This window comes from Pseudomonas sp. S30 (assembly GCF_016518545.1).
Taxonomy (GTDB): Bacteria; Pseudomonadota; Gammaproteobacteria; order Pseudomonadales; family Pseudomonadaceae; genus Aquipseudomonas.
The window spans coordinates 14,723-31,710 of the sequence record NZ_JACVTO010000006.1; the positions used below are offsets into that span (position 1 = coordinate 14,723).

General features: G+C 60.3%; 15 protein-coding genes and 1 tRNA gene. 12 read left to right on the plus strand and 4 right to left on the minus strand.

Going from position 1 to position 16,988, the window contains the following annotated elements; genetic code table 11:
* The first annotated feature begins 1 nt into the window (after nt 1).
* The 4 genes from ybgF to IAE34_RS08600 all read left to right on the plus strand — a co-directional run bounded on the left by ybgF (nt 2) and on the right by IAE34_RS08600 (nt 2,450).
* Entirely contained in the window at nt 2-814 is an 813-nt protein-coding gene (gene ybgF, locus IAE34_RS08585) for a tol-pal system protein YbgF (RefSeq protein ID WP_200138453.1), read from the plus strand.
* 160 nt (nt 815-974) lie between these two features.
* The gene (queE, locus tag IAE34_RS08590) at nt 975-1,622 is read left to right on the plus strand and encodes a 7-carboxy-7-deazaguanine synthase QueE (RefSeq protein ID WP_200138454.1); all 648 of its coding nucleotides are present in this window, start codon (nt 975-977) and stop codon (nt 1,620-1,622) included.
* Between the two features lie 17 nt (nt 1,623-1,639).
* A complete protein-coding gene (gene queC, locus IAE34_RS08595) occupies nt 1,640-2,314 on the plus strand; it encodes a 7-cyano-7-deazaguanine synthase QueC (protein ID WP_200138455.1) in 675 nt (224 codons plus the stop codon).
* Nucleotides 2,315-2,374: 60 nt separating this feature from the next.
* A tRNA-Lys gene (locus tag IAE34_RS08600) sits at nt 2,375-2,450 on the plus strand.
* A gap of 443 nt (nt 2,451-2,893) precedes the next feature.
* Here the strand turns inward: IAE34_RS08600 and IAE34_RS08605 are convergent.
* The 3 genes from IAE34_RS08605 to IAE34_RS08615 form a co-directional block, all read right to left on the minus strand.
* Nucleotides 2,894-3,616, minus strand: coding sequence for a type 1 glutamine amidotransferase (locus tag IAE34_RS08605; RefSeq protein WP_200138456.1), 723 nt, complete (start codon nt 3,614-3,616; stop codon nt 2,894-2,896).
* A 115-nt stretch (nt 3,617-3,731) separates the two neighbouring features.
* Nucleotides 3,732-4,625, minus strand: a complete 894-nt coding sequence (locus IAE34_RS08610) for a dihydrodipicolinate synthase family protein (RefSeq protein ID WP_200138457.1) — start codon at nt 4,623-4,625, stop codon at nt 3,732-3,734.
* 43 nt (nt 4,626-4,668) lie between these two features.
* A complete protein-coding gene (locus tag IAE34_RS08615; protein WP_200138458.1) occupies nt 4,669-5,451 on the minus strand; it encodes an aldolase in 783 nt (260 codons plus the stop codon).
* A 135-nt stretch (nt 5,452-5,586) separates the two neighbouring features.
* On the opposite strand from IAE34_RS08615, the gene IAE34_RS08620 reads away from it, so the two are divergent.
* Nucleotides 5,587-6,123 carry a helix-turn-helix domain-containing protein gene (locus IAE34_RS08620; RefSeq protein WP_200138459.1) on the plus strand — a complete coding sequence of 179 codons (537 nt, stop codon included), beginning with the start codon at nt 5,587-5,589 and terminating at the stop codon, nt 6,121-6,123.
* A gap of 677 nt (nt 6,124-6,800) precedes the next feature.
* On the opposite strand, the gene IAE34_RS08625 is transcribed toward IAE34_RS08620, so the two are convergent.
* Nucleotides 6,801-7,727, minus strand: a complete 927-nt coding sequence (locus tag IAE34_RS08625) for a LysR family transcriptional regulator (RefSeq protein ID WP_200138460.1) — start codon at nt 7,725-7,727, stop codon at nt 6,801-6,803.
* Nucleotides 7,728-7,836: 109 nt separating this feature from the next.
* On the opposite strand from IAE34_RS08625, the gene araD1 reads away from it, so the two are divergent.
* From araD1 to IAE34_RS08660, 7 genes are all read left to right on the plus strand, one after another.
* Nucleotides 7,837-8,835, plus strand: a complete 999-nt coding sequence (araD1, locus tag IAE34_RS08630; protein ID WP_200138461.1) for an AraD1 family protein — start codon at nt 7,837-7,839, stop codon at nt 8,833-8,835.
* Nucleotides 8,836-8,909: 74 nt separating this feature from the next.
* Nucleotides 8,910-10,229, plus strand: a complete 1,320-nt coding sequence (locus IAE34_RS08635) for an MFS transporter (RefSeq protein WP_200138462.1) — start codon at nt 8,910-8,912, stop codon at nt 10,227-10,229.
* A gap of 40 nt (nt 10,230-10,269) precedes the next feature.
* A complete protein-coding gene (locus IAE34_RS08640; protein WP_200138463.1) occupies nt 10,270-11,823 on the plus strand; it encodes a UxaA family hydrolase in 1,554 nt (517 codons plus the stop codon).
* 29 nt (nt 11,824-11,852) lie between these two features.
* A complete protein-coding gene (locus IAE34_RS08645) occupies nt 11,853-13,433 on the plus strand; it encodes an aldehyde dehydrogenase (NADP(+)) (RefSeq protein WP_200138464.1) in 1,581 nt (526 codons plus the stop codon).
* Nucleotides 13,434-13,826: 393 nt separating this feature from the next.
* Entirely contained in the window at nt 13,827-14,396 is a 570-nt protein-coding gene (locus IAE34_RS08650; RefSeq protein ID WP_200138465.1) for a hypothetical protein, read from the plus strand.
* 20 nt (nt 14,397-14,416) lie between these two features.
* Nucleotides 14,417-15,433 carry an SMP-30/gluconolactonase/LRE family protein gene (locus tag IAE34_RS08655; protein ID WP_200138466.1) on the plus strand — a complete coding sequence of 339 codons (1,017 nt, stop codon included), beginning with the start codon at nt 14,417-14,419 and terminating at the stop codon, nt 15,431-15,433.
* A gap of 394 nt (nt 15,434-15,827) precedes the next feature.
* Nucleotides 15,828-16,970, plus strand: coding sequence for a pectate lyase family protein (locus IAE34_RS08660; protein WP_200138467.1), 1,143 nt, complete (start codon nt 15,828-15,830; stop codon nt 16,968-16,970).
* The last annotated feature ends 18 nt before the right edge of the window (nt 16,971-16,988 follow it).

Below are 16,988 nucleotides of genomic sequence, written 5' to 3' on the forward strand. Positions count from 1 at the left end.
TATGCGAATGGGCCGCCGTGTTGTAACCGTCCTCGCCCTCAGCCTGCCGCTTTCGGCACTGGCTGCGGTTCCTGTAGTAGATGACAACGGGGGCACTTATGCGCCCTCGGGTTATGGCACGAGCGGCGCCTCTGCCGGCGTGGGAGCTTCGTCTCCCGCGTCCGCGCAGGGCCAGCTGTTCATGCAGCTGCAACAGATGCAGGACCAGATCTCCCGCCAGCAAGGCATCATCGAAGAGCTGCAGAACGATGTCTCGCGCATGAAGCAGGAAAACCTGGAGCGTTACCAGGATCTGGACAAGCGCATCACCAGTGGTGCTACCGCGGCTGCACCTGCCGCGACACCCGATAATTCCAGTACCGGTGGCGCCTCGAGCGCTGCAGGTGCAGCTGTCGGCGCCGGCGCCGCTCAGCAGACGGCCAGTGCAGAACCGGCCGACCCGGCGAAGGAAAAGCTGTTCTACGACGCCGCCTTCGACCTGATCAAGCAGAAGGATTTCGACAAAGCCAGCCAGGCCTTCGCCGCTTTCCTGCGCAAGTACCCGAACAGTCAGTACGCCGGCAACGCCCAGTACTGGCTGGGGGAAGTGAACCTGGCCAAGGGCGACCTGCAGGGTGCCAGCCAGGCATTCGCCAAGGTCAGCCAACTGTACCCCAAGCACAGCAAGGTGCCCGACTCCCTGTACAAACTGGCGGATGTCGAGCGTCGCCTGGGCCACACGGACAAGGTCAAAGGCATTCTTCAGCAAGTCATCAACCAGTACCCGGGCACGTCCGCGGCTCAGCTGGCTCAACGCGACTTGCAGAAGATCTGAGTGACACCCCGTGCAAGAAACCCGCGCCTGCCGCGGGTTTTTTCGTTAGACTCTCTGCCCTTTTTTCGTAAACACGCTGTCGCGAATAACGCTATGTCGAGTTCGCGCCGGTGCCTGACGGAGGCGGTCAGCCTGTATAGCTGTCACGCCCTTGGCGATCATGCAAGACACATTACGCATTACCGAAGTCTTCTACTCATTGCAGGGGGAGACGCGAACGGCTGGGCTGCCCACGGTGTTCGTGCGTCTCACCGGCTGTCCGCTGCGCTGCCAGTACTGTGACAGCGCCTACGCGTTCAGTGGCGGCACCGTCCGCACACTGGACGACATACTCGAGCAAGTGGCTGGTTTCCGGCCGCGCTACGTCTGCGTCACCGGGGGTGAGCCCCTGGCTCAGCCCAACGCGCTGCCCCTGATGCAGCGGCTGTGCGACGCAGGCTATGAGGTCTCGCTGGAAACCAGTGGGGCCCTGGATGTCTCCAAGGTCGATCCGCGCGTCAGCCGTGTGGTGGATCTGAAAACGCCAGGCTCCCAGGAGGTACACCGCAACTTGTATGAGAACATCGAGCACCTCACGGCCAATGATCAGGTCAAGTTCGTCATTTGCTCGCGCGAAGACTATGACTGGGCCGTATCGAAGCTGATTCAGTACAACCTCGACCAACGCGTCGGAGAAGTACTGTTTTCCCCCAGCCACCATCAGGTGAGTGCCACTGCGCTGGCGGATTGGATCGTCGCTGATAACCTGCCCGTGCGCTTCCAGTTGCAACTGCACAAGTTGCTGTGGAACGACGAACCCGGGCGCTGATCAGGAGAGTGGATGACATGACAGAAAAACGTGCGGTAATCCTGCTGTCCGGCGGCCTGGACTCGGCCACGGTGGTGGCGATGGCCAAGGCCCAGGGCTATAGCTGCTATACCATGAGTTTCGACTACGGCCAGCGCCATCGTGCTGAATTGCAGGCGGCGGCGCGCGTAGCGCGCGACCTGGGCGTGGTCGAACACAAGGTCATCGGTCTGAACCTGGACGGGATCGGCGGCTCTGCACTGACCGACAGCAGTATCGACGTGCCTGAGGCGCCCACCGAAGGTATTCCTGTCACTTATGTGCCTGCGCGCAACACGGTGTTCTTGTCCCTGGCCCTGGGCTGGGCAGAGGTGCTTGAGGCGCACGATATCTTCATCGGCGTCAACGCGGTGGATTACTCCGGTTATCCAGACTGTCGCCCCGAGTTCGTCGAAGCCTTCGAGCGCATGGCCAATCTGGCGACCAAGGCGGGCGTGGAAGGCGAAGGCTTTCGCATCCAGGCGCCGTTGCAGAATCTGAGCAAGGCGCAGATCGTCCAGGCCGGCATGGCGCGGGGTGTGGATTACGCCCTCACCGTGTCCTGCTACCAGGCGGATGACGAGGGGCGAGCGTGCGGCAAGTGCGACAGCTGTCGCTTGCGCGCCGACGGCTTCAAGCAAGCAGGCGTAGCGGACCCGACCCGGTATTTTTGAAAAAAATCTGGACGGGTATTGATTTCCCGTGAGAAATCAGTAATATACGCGCCATCCAACGGGTCGTTAGCTCAGTTGGTAGAGCAGTTGGCTTTTAACCAATTGGTCGTAGGTTCGAATCCTACACGACCCACCATATTCGCAGCGGTTTGTGAGTGCTAGAACGTGGCTTGCAACAGCCATATTCAGTCCTGCAGCCGTACGGAGCGAACCTCGGGTTTGTTCCGAAGTGATGTCTATATGAAAAAGCCCGCCGCTTATGGCGGGCTTTTTCGTTTCTGGCTTGAAACTCTATGCCTCAGCAGATTCGCGGGCTGCTCTGCTCCGCGAAAGCTCTTGTAATGGCGGGACAACGTGATGAAAACCAGCGGTCCGATGGTCATCCATTCCCAGGAAGATGCTGGTGATTAGCGAGAAGTAGGAGGCGATTTCCTTCGTCTGTGCCTCGCTGCCTGCAAAGGGTAATACGCACACCCGACGCTGATGCCCAAGACAATTCCGTGTCCGATACGGCGAGTAAGCTTTTTCTTGTTCACGCCTATCTCATTCTTGTGCTTGTTGCTCAGCCAAGGCTGGTGGTTACTGAGCTGCCTGATATTCGACGACCAGCTTGTCCAGGAACGTGAAAAGTTTCTGGTTCATCTCATCCCAGTCATTGGCGCGCAGCGCTGCTGGCTGCTGAACGAAGCGGTGATCATTGAGGGTGAGCAGATCTGTCTCCGAGGCGGCGATCAGAAGCTCAACCACTTCACGGGTGAATTCCATGTGGCATTGGAAGCCGTAAACCAGGTTGGTGTACTCGATGATTTGGCGAGGGCAGCCTTCACTCACAGCGAGGATTTTCGCGGCGGCGGTCAGGCCAGGCATGTCGTTATGCCAGTGGCCAACTTCGAGTACATCGCCGAAATGAGCGACTTTGCTGCTGGCCTTACCCTCAGCAGTGAGGCTGATCGGATATTTACCGATTTCCTTTTCAGGGCTGTGGTCAAACTTTGCACCCAGCGCTTCGCCGATGAGCTGCGAACCGAGACAGATACCTACGACCGCTTTGTTGGCCTCAATGGCCTGACTGATCACGCGGCATTCGGCAGCGGCATCGAAGTGGGGGCACTGTTCAATCCGGGTGGCAGGGTCTTGTGGCCCACCCAGCACGACCAGCAAATCGATGCCGTCCGCATTACCTGGCAGAGCCTCATTGGCGTAGACGCGAGAATAGCTGGCTTCATGGCCGCGCTCCCGTATCCAGGTTTCATACGCTCCAGGTGCTTCGAATGATTCGTGGACGATGAAATGAACTTTCATGACAATCTCTCAGTAATGACGCGGCGAGGCGAAAGAAGGGGTACCGGTGTTCGAACGAGCAACATCGCGGCAGGTATGTCAGGGAGCGGGGTACTGCCGAACATACCTGGTCAGATCACTTTTCCGAGGACAGCTCGTCCAACAGACCTTTCAGGTAGACGCTGCCTTGAGCATCCAGAGGCTGCAGCGGCAGGCGCGGCGCACCAACATCGAGTCCCAGCATTTTCAGGCCAGCCTTGATGGTGGTGGGCAGGCCACGGCGGGTGATGTACTCCAGCAGCTCATACTGGCGGTAGAACAGCGCGCGCGCTTCGGCCAGGTCGTCGTTCCGAACAGCATCCCAGAGCGCCAGGTTCAGATCAGGGATGAGGTTAGGTGCGGCAGTGCACCAGCCAGTGGCGCCGGACACCAAAGCCTCCAGCGTCAGCGGGTTGCAACCGTTGTAAAACGCAACCTTGCCACCGGTCGCTTTGTACAGACGGTGCATACGCTGAATGTCGCCAGTGCTTTCCTTGACCATGGTGACGTTCTCTACGTCACCCAGGATGCGCAAGATCAGGTCGACTGACAGGTCGGTACCGCTTGTACCCGGGTTGTTGTAGAGCATGATCGGGATGTTGATCGCCGCACCGACCGCCTTGTAGTGGTCAACGATTTCGGTCTCGGTCAACTTCCAATAGGAGACTGGCAAAACCATGACAGCAGTCGCGCCGCAGGACTCAGCGAACTGGGCACGCTGGACAGTGCGCGCAGTGGTCAGGTCCGAGACGCTGACGACGGAAGGTACGCGGCCAGCAATCTTTTCCTGGCTGAAGCGTACGACCGACTGCCACTCGCTGTCGGACAGATAAGCGCCTTCACCGGTACTTCCCAGCGGAGCAATGGCATGTACGCCGGACTGGATAAGGCTGTCGATAGATTTGCCCAGAGCATTCAGGTCCACCGAGCCATCTAATGCGAATGGAGTGATGGTGTAGCCGATAACGCCTTTGATTTCGGGTGTGGACATACGAGGCACCTTTACCGTTTTCCAAGAATGAGTACAGCTGCAATTAGCTCAGGCAGTCGCGTTGAGTACGCAAGGCGCGACGAGCGTAGTAACTGAACGCTGCGCCGTGACGTTTGGGGGTAGAGATCCAGTCATGGGCTTCTTTGCCGAGCAGCTCTGGGAGCGGACGGATTTCACCGGCGCTCATGGCCAGCAATTGCATCTTGGCTGCACGCTCGAACAGCAAGGCCAGCACACAGGCTTCTTCAACGGAACTGCCAGCAATCAGAAGGCCGTGGTGAGAGAGCAAGATCGCCCGCTTGTCGCCGATGGCCTTGGAGATGATCTCTCCTTCCTCATTGCCGACAGGCACACCAGGCCACTCTTTCAGGAAGGCGCAATCATCGAAGAGTGGACAAAGGTCCATGTGCGAGACTTCCAGCGGCACTTCAAGCATCGAGAGGGATGCGCTGTGCAGGGGGTGGGTGTGGATGATGCAGTTCACATCCGGGCGTGCGCGATACAGCCAGCTGTGGAATCGGTTGGCCGGGTTGGCCATGCCGTTTCCATCCAGTACGTTCAAATCTTCGTCCACGATCAGTAGGTTCGATGCTGAGATCTCATCGAAGCCCAGACCCAACCGTTGCGTATAATAGGTCCCCGGTACTTCAGCTCGGGCCGTGATTTGACCTGCAAGGCCCGAGTCGTGGCCGCCATCGAACAAGATGCGACAGGTCAGTGCGAGCTTCTCGCGCGGCGTGTAGTCATTGTCGATCAGCGCAGTCTGCATTTGCCTATGGGCGAGCTTGACGAGCTGGTCCTTCGAGGTCTGCATGGTCGTGTTCACGGTCGGTACCTGGACGAAGTAGTAGGCGATTCTTCCCTTAGGCCGCTGCAACGGCGTTAGGACACAAGGCGATCCTAATGACACAAGGTGTCATAATCAAGCTCTGTGTCATTATTTTTCAAGGAACAGCTTCGGATGTCGGTTCAGCTGAGAATTTTGCGTAAGAAGATGGGTATCACCTTGGAGCAGTTGGCCGTTCAGACCGGGCTGACCAAGAGCTACCTTTCCAAGGTCGAGCGCGGAATGAGCTCGCCTTCGATTGCGGTAGCATTGAAGTTGGCCAAGGCGCTCAACGTTCAGGCTGAGGAGCTTTTCAGCACTGAAGCGGTGCCGGTCGAGGGCTACAGCCTGGTTCGCCGTCAGCAACGTAATGTGCCGGGTGACCAGGCGGCTTCCACGCATGTACCTCTTGCGCAGCATATCGGGCAGAGGGCATTGTTGCCCTTCATGGTTTACCCGCCACGCTCGTTTGGGCATTCCGCCTTCAAGGAGCACTTGGGAGAAGAGTTCGTCTACGTCCATCGCGGAAGCGTGGAGGTCGATTTCGGTACCGAGCGCCTTACCCTGGAAGAAGGCGACGCCCTCCATTTCAATGCGCAGAAATCTCACCGCATCCGCACGGTTTCGCAAACGCAAGCAGAACTGCTTGTGGTGGTGCACAGTTCAGAATAAGCGAGGCGCCCGATCAACTGATCAGCCACCTCGCTTGATTTGTCCTGCGCCCAAAACGCAAATAATGTCGCCTGCCTGATTGGCTGCTTCGGCATCAAACGCACTATTTGAAATATTCGGAAGACCTGGCCGTTCGATCGTCGCGTTTTTTGTAGGCGATGATCTTGGCTGCCTGCTAATCGGCGACGGGGCACGCATCAGGCTGCGCGCCTTTGACCGCCCGATCTACTCACTTTCCTCCAGGATTATGGCCTCGACGCAGCGGCTGCCGGGTACATCTCGCCCTCGCGTGAACAACGCTTTCACTCGACTGCGTTTTTCATTGATTTCTCGCATTCAGGCGCGTTATCCAATCTTCGGGCTCTTGGATTTTGCTGCTCTGGAGTCAAGGCTCTGCTGGCAGGTTTGATGTGGCCACGCTCGTGCTGAAGCGGGCCAAACCAACGGCGTAGTGCGAAATCCATCTAGCCGAGCGAGCGGGCTGCTTGCGCATGGCTGGAGCCTTGGTCGGGCACTAGGCAGGCGGCTCCATGCTAGAATTCAGGAATAGAGATAAGACATGGCTTGGTCATCAGACACTTCTGTGTGGCGAACATTTTCACCTGGATGAAGGTCCGGAAGTCTTTAGACCCCTTACAACTTACTCAATAGTATGGCCTGGTCTCGTACAAATCCGGCTAAATTGTCTCTCCCACTAAAAAATCAATGAGTGACCTGGCCGCATTGCTCAGGTCTACGCCCCGGCGTGTCACGATCTCATAAGGTTCACTGCGCGACTTTATCTGCAAAGGCAGTTTTATGAGTGTGCCGCACTCGATGTCCAGTCTGACCACATCGAACGGCATGACGGCCAATAGCTGTGGATCCTGGCGTAGCATCGCCAAGGTCGTGAAAGTCGAAGAGGTTTCGATCGGGTATTGCGGAAAGCCGAGTCCTGCCTCTCGAAACTCTCGCTCAAGGGTCAATCGCATAGGCATGTTCACCGGAAACACGATCCAGCGGAATCCCACCAGTTGCACCAGATCCAGGCATTGGCTATCAGCAAGGGAATGTCCTGGATTCGCTATCAGCACGAGTTGTTCCTGATGCCTGACTCTACTCTCGTATGAATCCGGCCGACGGCTGACGCTCGTTCTACAGATCACCACATCCAGACGACCCTCATCCAGCAGGCTCAGCAAGCGGTCGCTGGTGTCTTCGATCACCGTGACCGACAAGTCTGGTTGTTCTGCTCTCAACTGTGCCAGGCCCTCGACCAGCATGGGCACTGCGCCCATTATGGTGCCGACGGAAATTCGCCCGCCGTGGCCTTGGAGGATACCTATCATCTCTTCGCGAAGATGAGCCAGGTCCGTGTTGATGAGTCTTGCGTAGCGCACGACGCAGCGGCCGAGATCATTGGCTTCCAGGCCTTTGCTGGTGCGCTCGAAAAGCACAGCGCCCAAGGTCGACTCGATCTCGTTGAGGGCCTTGGTGGCGCCTGGCTGGGTGATGGACATGGCTTCGGCGGCCTTGTGGATCGAGCCGAGCTCTTCAAGGCTGATCAACAAGCGCAGTTGGCGCAAACGTAGGCGAGAGGCCATGGAGCTCAAGGGTGGAAGCATAGGCGATCACTAAAAGTTATCACGGGAAGAACAGCTGTCATTAGGCAGCACCGCGCGGGAAAATTAAAGTGGTCTCCATCGATCCCCAGAAGAACAACAAGGAGGCCGCATGCGCCTGATCCAATTCGAAACCGCAACCGGCGAACGTCAAGTGGGCGTGGTCGAGGGCGAGCAGATCCAGGCAGTCCGCCATACCACTCACATGCGTGAACTGGCGCTCGCGGCCATCCGCAACAGCCGCAGCCTATGCGCCGAAGTGCTGGAGCGAGGGCTGGACAGCCGGACTGAAAGTTATCCCCTCGCCTTGGCCGAATGCCGCGTGCTGCCGCCACTGGATCATGAAGATCCGGCCCACTGCCTGATCACCGGTACTGGCCTGACACATCTGGGCAGTGCCTCTACCCGCGACAAGATGCACCAGCAGAAAGCCACCGACAGCGCCGCCCAGACCGATACTTCGCGGATGTTCCAGTGGGGCGTGGAGGGCGGCCGGCCGGCCGCCGGTTGCGTCGGCGCCCAACCAGAATGGTTCTACAAGGGCGATGGCTCCATCGTCGCTCGTCCGGGCCAGGCCTTGCTGAGTCCTGCCTTCGCCGAAGATGCAGGTGAGGAACCTGAACTGGCGGGGCTCTACGTGATCGGTGACGATGGCCTGCCATACCGCCTGGGCTTCGCCATCGGCAACGAGTTTTCCGATCATGTGATGGAACGCCGCAGCTACTTGTACCTGGCCCATTCCAAACTGCGCAACTGCGCCTATGGCCCAGAGCTACGGGTGGGTGACCTGCCAGGCCATCTTGAAGGCGTCAGCCGTATCCGCCGTGGTGACGCCGTGCTGTGGGAGAAGCCCTTCCTCAGCGGCGAGAACAACATGTGCCACTCCCTCGAGAACCTGGAGTACCACCACTTCAAATACGCACAGTTCCTGCGCCCCGGCGATGTGCATATTCACTTCTTCGGCACCGCCACCTTGTCGTTCGCCGATCAAGTCAGGACCGCCCCTGGCGACGTGTTCGAGATCAGCCTGACCGACTTCGGCGCGCCTCTGTGCAACGCCGTGGGCCTCGCCCGGGAACCGTTGAAACCGGGCGCCGTGAAACCGCTCTGAGCCGATTCATCCCTGACGCGTGCGCAAGGAGGCGCCGTTCAGCATTTCATAATAAACATAAAAGCGAGATGAGCATGAAGAACAGCCCCTATTCGGCGGCCCCCTCGGCCGCCCTTGCAGCCTCCGACAGCGCCCGCCCGACCACCGTGCGCTGGCGCATCTTCCTTATCCTGCTATTGCTGGCAGCGATCAACTACATCGACCGCGCCTCGCTGTCGGTAGCCTTACCGTTGATTTCCACCGAGTTCGAACTGACGCCGGCCCTGGAGGGGCTCATTCTCAGCGCCTTCTTCTGGTCTTATGCGCTGATGCAGATTCCGAGTGGCATGCTGCTGGACCGCTTTCAGGTGCGCAACATCGTCGGCGTCGCCACCGTCGGTTGGGGCGCGTTCCAGGCCCTGGGCGGGATGGCCCACAACTGGATCACGCTGCTGATCACCCGCGTCGGTCTCGGTGTCGCCGAGTCGCCGATCATGCCGGCCGGCGCCAAGCTCAATGGCGCCTGGCTGACGCCCAACGAGCGCGGCCGCGGTGCCACGCTGGTGGACGGCGGCGCGCCGCTGGGTACCGCTTTCGGCGCGATCATCATCGCCGGCCTGATCACCTGGTTCGACTCCTGGCGCATCGCGTTCGTCATCGCGGGTGTCGGCACCGTGGTGGTCGGTGTCTGGGCCTGGTGGTACATCCGCAACCACCCAAGCGAACACCCGCTGGTGAACAAGGCCGAGCTGGACTACATCACCCAGGCCAATGACGCCGCGAGCAAGGCCAGCGGCAATCGCAAGGCCGTCCTCAAGGAATTGCTCAAAAGTCGGTCGGTGCTGTGCATGTTCGCCGGCTACGCCTGCTACAACAGCGTGTTCTATGGCCTGCTGACCTGGATGCCGAGCTATCTGCACCAGACCCACAACCTCGATATCAAGGCGATGGGCGGTGCCACCTTCCTGATCTTCATGTGCGGTTTCGTCGGCGAGCTGATCGGGGGATGGATCGCCGATAAGTGGCGCACCCGTGGCGCCCAACCGAACACCGTGATGCGCACCATGTTCGTCGGGTCCGCCGCCGTTGCCGCGCTGTGCATCCTGCTGGTGGCCTATACCCCGCAGGCCACGCTGGTCATCGGCCTGCTGTGCGTCGCCCTGTTCTTCATCCGCTGGTGCGGCATGTACTGGTGCTTGCCCGCCATCCTCGGCGGCAAGTCCAAGGCCGGCGTGCTCGGTGGCAGCATGAACTTCTGCGGCAACATGGTCGGCGTCATCGTACCGATCCTGATCGGCCTGATCGTGCAATTCACAGGCTCCTATTTCTTCGCCCTGATCTTCTTCGTGGTGATGGCTTTCGGCCTGATGCTGTTTTCCGGCCTGATCGACTATCGCGAGCGCGGGCTGGCCTGAGCTCTACCGGGTATGAGCCCCTGTCTTTGAGGTGACCGTGATGCAACTTATTACAAGTACAGGCAGTGAACAGGCTGCCTTGGCCGTGATCCGACTCAATCCGCTGGACGATGTGCTCATCGCCCGCCAGCCACTTACCGAAGGCCTGCAATTGCCTGAAGGCATCCAGGTGCGCGAGCCGATTCCCGCCGGCCACAAGGTGGCTGCGCGCGATATCGCCGTTGGTGAGGCGCTGCGCCGCTATGGCCAGATCATCGGCTTCGCCGGCCAGGCCATCGCTGCCGGCCAACATGTCCACGTGCATAACCTGGCGATGGGCGACTTCAGCCGCGACTATGCCTTCGGCATCGACGCCAAAGGCCTCAGACAGCCCGTGGAAGACACCTTCATGGGCATTGTCCGAGCCAATGGCCAGGTTGCCACCCGTAACTACATCGGCATCCTCACCTCGGTGAACTGTTCGGCTACGGTGGCCCGGGCCATCGCCGACCACTTCCGTCGCGACATTCACCCGGAGGTCCTCGAAGCCTACCCCAACGTCGATGGCGTGGTGGCCCTGACCCACGGCGTCGGCTGCGCGGTCGACCCGGGAGGGGAAGCCCTGGCCATGCTGCAACGTACCCTCGGCGGCTACGCAGTGCACGCCAACTTTCACTCGGTGCTGATGATCGGCCTGGGCTGCGAAACCAACCAGATTCCCGACCTGCTGGCGGCACAAGGCCTGGAAAGCTGCAATACCCTGCGTACGTTCACCATCCAGGGCACCGGCGGCACCTCCAAGACGATCGCCAGCGGCATCGCCCAGATCAAGACACTGCTGGCCGAGGCTAACGCCGTGCAGCGCGAGCCGGTGAGCGTTCGTCATCTCACCGTAGGCTTGCAGTGCGGCGGTTCGGACGGCTACTCCGGCATCACCGCCAACCCGGCGTTGGGCAATGCCGTGGACCGCCTGGTCGCGGCGGGCGGTACCGCAATCCTCTCGGAAACCCCGGAAGTCTACGGCGCCGAGCATCTTTTGACCCGTCGCGCGGTGAGCCGGCAGGTGGGTGAAAAACTCATCGCCCGCATCCGATGGTGGGAAGCTTACTGCCAGCGCATGGGCGCTGAACTGAACAACAACCCATCGGCCGGCAACAAGGCCGGCGGCCTGACCACCATCCTCGAGAAATCTCTTGGTGCCGTGGCCAAGGCCGGGTCCAGCGACCTGGTGGACGTCTATGAATACGCCGAGCCGGTCCGCGCCCACGGCCTGGTGTTCATGGACACGCCCGGCTACGACCCGATTTCCGCGACCGGCCAGGTCGCTGGAGGGGCCAATCTGATCGCTTTCACCACCGGTCGCGGTTCAGCCTACGGCTGTGCGCCATCGCCTTCGATCAAATTGGCCACCAACACGCGCCTGTGGCAATCCCAGGAAGAAGACATGGACGTGAACTGCGGTGGCATCGCCGACGGCAGCACGACCATCGAAGAGCGCGGCGAGCACATCTATCGGTTGATGCTGGCCATCGCCTCGGGCGAGCGCAGCAAGAGCGAGCAGCACGGCTACGGCCAGAACGAATTCGTGCCGTGGCAGATCGGCGCCATCACCTGACACTTGTCCACTCGATTACGGAGCCCTACATGACCCGCATCCTTGGTCACAACTACATCGGCGGACAGCGCTCGGCGCTGGGTGAGGTTCGCCTTCAGAGCCTTGACGCCGCCACGGGCGAAGCGCTGCCTGGCGCCTTCAGCCAGGCTACAGCAGCGGAGGTCGATGCGGCCGCCAACGCCGCCGCCAGCGCCTTCCCGGTCTTGCGCGGCCTGCCTGCTGGTCGACGCGCAGAGTTCCTCGACGCCATCGCTGACGAACTGGACGCGCTGGGTGATGATTTCATCGCCACTGTCTGCCGTGAGACCGCGCTGCCTGCCGGGCGTATCCTGGGCGAGCGCGGCCGTACCAGCGGGCAGATGCGCCTGTTCGCCAAGGTGCTGCGCCGCGGTGATTTCCATGGTGCGCGCATCGACCGCGCGTTACCGGATCGACAGCCGCTACCGCGCCCGGATGTGCGCCAGTGCCGCATTGGCGTTGGCCCTGTGGCAGTGTTCGGTGCCAGCAACTTCCCGCTGGCGTTCTCCACCGCTGGCGGTGACACGGCCTCGGCGCTGGCCGCTGGCTGCCCCGTGGTGGTCAAGGCCCATAGCGGCCATATGGCCACGGCCGAATGGGTGGCCGATGCCATCATCCGTGCCGCTGATCGCACCGGCATGCCGGCAGGCGTTTTCAATATGATCTACGGCGGTGGCGTGGGGGAATGGCTGGTCAAGCACCCGGCGATACAGGCGGTGGGCTTCACCGGGTCGCTCAAGGGCGGCAACGCGCTGAGCCGCCTGGCTGCCGAACGGCCCCAGCCGATCCCGGTGTTCGCCGAGATGTCCAGCATCAACCCGGTGATCCTGCTGCCGGGCGCCCTGCAAGCGCGCAGCGAAACCATCGCCCGTGAGCTCAGTGCTTCGGTGACCCTCGGCTGTGGCCAGTTCTGCACCAACCCCGGTCTTGTCCTGGGTCTTCGCTCGTCAGCCTTCAGTGCGTTCGTCGAGCAGTTCAAGGCACAGATGGCCGGTCAGCCGGCGCAAACCATGCTCAACCGTGGCACTCTCGCCAGCTACCGCAAAGGGCTGCAGCAGTTGCACCAGCATCCGGGCATCCGCCATCTGGCAGGCGGTGAAGAGGTCGGCAACCAGGCTCGGCCACAGTTGTTCCAGGCCGATGTCAGCCTGTTGCTCAGCGGTGATGAACTGCTGCAGGAAGAGGTCTTCGGCCCTGCGACCTTGGTGATCGAGGTCGAAGATCAGCAGCAATTGGCGGCCGCCATCCGAGCCCTGCGCGGCCAATTGACGGCTACGCTGCTCGGCGAGCCAGGGGAGTTGGGTGAGTGTGGCTGGTTGAGCGAGCTGTTGCAGGAGAAAGTCGGCAGGGTATTGATCAACGGCTACCCGACCGGAGTGGAAGTCTGTGATGCCATGGTCCATGGCGGGCCGTACCCGGCGACTTCCGACTCCCGCGGCACCTCTGTAGGTACGCTGGCCATCGACCGATATATGCGGCCAGTGTGTTTCCAGAACTATCCAGACGCATTGCTTCCACCACCCCTGCAAAGCAGCAATCCCTTGAACTTGCTGCGGTTGGTCGATGGGGAACTAACGCGCGCCTGCGCATGATTGCGTTCGATCTTGCTTTCCACAGATAGCAAACATAAACGCGTCGCATCATCTGGCGAAGCCCGGTCACTGCTCAGGGTTTCGCCTTTCATCCGCCCATCACCCTGCTAGCGTCCAAGAGATCATGCCGGGTCAGGAGAGTTGAATATGCGCGGCTGGCTTTTCCATTGTCTTCGCCATGTTCTATTGCCTGGACGTGCTTCACTGGGCACCGCCACTCTGGGGACGGCGTCCGGCGCAGTAGGTGTCTGAAACATCCGGGCACCTTCTGTGGCTCTGAGTGATCGAAGCCATACGCCGCGATTTACAGAAACACTGGTCGTCTCCTCTACACCAGTCCTGACCGCCGCTGCGATGAGGTATATGTAAAATTTCCCCTATATGGAGGGCTCGATGAAATCTCTATCTGTATTGGCGCTGTTCTGCGCCGCCTACGTGGGTGTCGCAAGTGCCGGGGCCACCGTTGAATCGGTTCCGAAAGACTCACCGCAAAAGACTCAAAGCAATGGCCAGCTACAGCCACCGATCTCTTACGCCACGTTATGGGCGGATGAGAAAGGCGCCACTCACGTGGGTCATTGCCGCCTGGAAGGTCTTGAGTTCAAAAGCTACGCACCACCGGCCGCGCCACAGTGGATTGGCATCTCTCCCGACGATATCGAGAGCATTGCCTATGCTGTGTTGCCGCCGGGCTATGTCGGCAATTGGCATCATGCGCCGGGGCCTCAGTGGGTGGTCACCTTGCAGGGTCGATGGTCGGTGGAGACCACCGATGGCACGGTACTGGTCCAGGGGCCGGGCGAGATGCAGTTCAACGCCGATACCCCGTCGCGGCCGCGTCCGGATGACGACCGTGTAGGCCACCTGACACGCACCGTAGGCGATGAACCCAATGTGCAGTTGATCATCAAGCTCAAGCCAGGTGTGGCTGAGAAGCGTACCACCGGCCGCTGTGCCTACTGATTTCAGACGGATCTGAATACATGAATCGAACCCTTGAAAAACTGTTTCTGAACCCTTCGTCCTGTGTGCTTGCCAGCGCGATGCTTTTCGCAGGTTCTGCCAGCGCAGCCACTCCCCAGACGCCTGTCCGGCAAGTGGTCATAGATCCGGCGTTCAGCCAACTGGTCGACGCCAAGGCCCGGGTCGAGTTGCTTACCGATCAAGCGAAATGGGCGGAAGGGCCGCTATGTCTGCCGAATGGTCGTGTCATATGGAGCGATATCAAGGCGAACAAGGTCAGCGGCTGGCAAGCGAACGAGGGCGTGTCGACCTGGCTGGAGAAGGCCGACTTCCAGAACGGTCATACGCTGGATGCGCAGGGCCGTGTGGTCGCAGCGTCCCACGGCAGGCGCGGTATCGTGCGGCAGGAGACCACCGGTGAGTGGCGGACTCTGGTCGACACCTACCAAGGCAAGCGGTTGAATAGCCCGAACGATGTGGTGGCGGATAACCGCGGCGCGCTGTGGTTCACCGACCCTACCTTCGGGGTGCTGAGCAAAAGCGAAGGTTATGGTGGAACACCCGAGCAGGGCGGCGAGTTCGTCTATCGATATGTACCCGATACCGGTGAGATCACGCGTCTCGATACGCCAGAGGTGCAGTCACCCAACGGGCTGGCCTTTTCGCCGGATCAACAGCTGTTGTATGTGGCCGACTCGCAGATGGCTCACGACTTCAGCGACAAGACGCTGGCGCACCGCATCATGGTTTACGAGGTCCGCGACGGTCGCCTGAGCGACGGCAAGGTCTTTGCCGAGATCCAATCCGGCATTCCCGACGGTATCAAGGTGGATGCCCTGGGCAACGTCTGGAGCAGCAGCAAGGAAGGCATCCAGGTCTTTGCCCCGACCGGCAAGCCGCTGGGCAAGTTGTTGGTCACGGCGAGCGACACCAGCAACCTGACATTCTGTTCGGATAGTCAGGAAAGTTGGGCCTATATCACCGCTGCTAACAAGGTTCTCCGAGTGCAAGTGACGAAGGATGCCACCGGACACTAGGCGCCGTCTGGGAAGTCAGCATGCCGGGACTTTTCGACGCAGGCCCGTGCAACCATGGCTTTGAAGCCGCTCGCCAGTGTGGATCAACCGGTACAACGTGGTATCCGCCACCGGTGCAGGGGCTGTACGGCAATCTGTGGGGTGAGATGTAACGCTGGCTGGCCACTGCTGCGCAGTGACGGCGGCCAGGGCCGGGCCGTGTTGCGCACGGGAGGTGGCGATGGCGACGTCTTTCGCATCGACCGCTTCCCGATCCCCCGCAGCCGCATGCTACTATCCGCGCGCAGCGAACGTTCGACTTCGTTTCGCCGCATCGACGACACGGACGTTCGCTCGAAAACGCGCCCTGCCTGGGCGTGTTTGAAATCATCATTGATCAAGGATTCGATTATTCATGGCTACAGCATCCACCTTCACCCCATGCAGATTGGCCGGTGCCCTGTTCGGCGCACTGATGCTCGGCGCTGTTCCGGCGCACGCTGCAGACATCTGGCTCGAAACGGCCACGACCGGCTGGGCCACCCAGAACGGTGGTACCAAAGGTGGCTCCAAGGCCAGCGCGGCGAATATCTACACGGTAAAGAACGCGGCTGAGTTGAAGTCGGCACTGGGCGCGGCGGTGGGAAGCAACGGACGCATCATCAAGATCACCGGCGTGATCGACGTCAGTGAGGGCAAGGCCTACACCAGCACGGCCGACATGAAGAAGCGCGGTCGCCTGGACATTCCTGGCAAGACCACGATCGTTGGCACCACCAAGACTGCCGAAATTCGCGAGGGGTTCTTCTACGCCAAGGAGAACGACGTCATCATCCGCAACCTCACCATCGAGAATCCGTGGGATCCAGAGCCGATCTGGGACGCCAATGATGGCAAGGAAGGCAACTGGAACTCCGAGTACGATGGCTTGACCATCGAAGGCGCCAACAACGTGTGGGTCGACCATGTCACCTTCACCGATGGTCGTCGCACCGACGCGCAGAACGGTACTGCAAACGGTCGGCCCAAACAGCATCACGACGGCGCGCTGGACGTGAAGAACGGTGCGAACTACGTGACCATTTCGTACACGGTGTTCAGGTCCCACGAGAAGAACAACCTGATCGGTTCGAGCGACAGCCGTACCAGCGATGACGGCAAGCTCAAGGTGACGATCCACAATTCCCTGTTCGAGAATATTTCGGCACGCGCGCCACGCGTTCGCTTCGGTCAGGTGCACCTGTACAACAACTACCATGTGGGCAGCCTCAACGATAAGGTCTACCCCTTCTCGTACGCCCATGGCGTTGGCAAGAATTCGAGAATCTTCTCCCAGAACAACGCGTTCGAAATAAGCGGTATCAGCGGCTGTGCGAAAATCGCCGGAGACTACGGCGGCACCGTCTACAAGGACAGTGGCTCCACCCTCAATGGCAGCGCGCTGACCTGTTCCTGGAAGTCCGACATTGGCTGGACCCCTCCTTACAGCTACAAGCCGCTGGCAGCCAGCCAGGTCGCGGCTGACGTCAAGGCCAAGGCCGGTGCCGGCAAGCTCTGACCGAACCGCGCCATAGGG

Coding starts and splice junctions, on each gene's coding strand:
- ybgF (WP_200138453.1), top strand. CDS start 2: ATGCGAATGGGCCGCCGTGTTGTAACCGTCCTCGCCCTCAGCCTGCCG.
- queE (WP_200138454.1), top strand. CDS start 975: ATGCAAGACACATTACGCATTACCGAAGTCTTCTACTCATTGCAGGGG.
- queC (WP_200138455.1), top strand. CDS start 1,640: ATGACAGAAAAACGTGCGGTAATCCTGCTGTCCGGCGGCCTGGACTCG.
- IAE34_RS08605 (WP_200138456.1), bottom strand. CDS start 3,616: ATGAAAGTTCATTTCATCGTCCACGAATCATTCGAAGCACCTGGAGCG.
- IAE34_RS08610 (WP_200138457.1), bottom strand. CDS start 4,625: ATGTCCACACCCGAAATCAAAGGCGTTATCGGCTACACCATCACTCCA.
- IAE34_RS08620 (WP_200138459.1), top strand. CDS start 5,587: ATGTCGGTTCAGCTGAGAATTTTGCGTAAGAAGATGGGTATCACCTTG.
- IAE34_RS08625 (WP_200138460.1), bottom strand. CDS start 7,727: ATGCTTCCACCCTTGAGCTCCATGGCCTCTCGCCTACGTTTGCGCCAA.
- araD1 (WP_200138461.1), top strand. CDS start 7,837: ATGCGCCTGATCCAATTCGAAACCGCAACCGGCGAACGTCAAGTGGGC.
- IAE34_RS08635 (WP_200138462.1), top strand. CDS start 8,910: ATGAAGAACAGCCCCTATTCGGCGGCCCCCTCGGCCGCCCTTGCAGCC.
- IAE34_RS08640 (WP_200138463.1), top strand. CDS start 10,270: ATGCAACTTATTACAAGTACAGGCAGTGAACAGGCTGCCTTGGCCGTG.
- IAE34_RS08645 (WP_200138464.1), top strand. CDS start 11,853: ATGACCCGCATCCTTGGTCACAACTACATCGGCGGACAGCGCTCGGCG.
- IAE34_RS08650 (WP_200138465.1), top strand. CDS start 13,827: ATGAAATCTCTATCTGTATTGGCGCTGTTCTGCGCCGCCTACGTGGGT.
- IAE34_RS08655 (WP_200138466.1), top strand. CDS start 14,417: ATGAATCGAACCCTTGAAAAACTGTTTCTGAACCCTTCGTCCTGTGTG.
- IAE34_RS08660 (WP_200138467.1), top strand. CDS start 15,828: ATGGCTACAGCATCCACCTTCACCCCATGCAGATTGGCCGGTGCCCTG.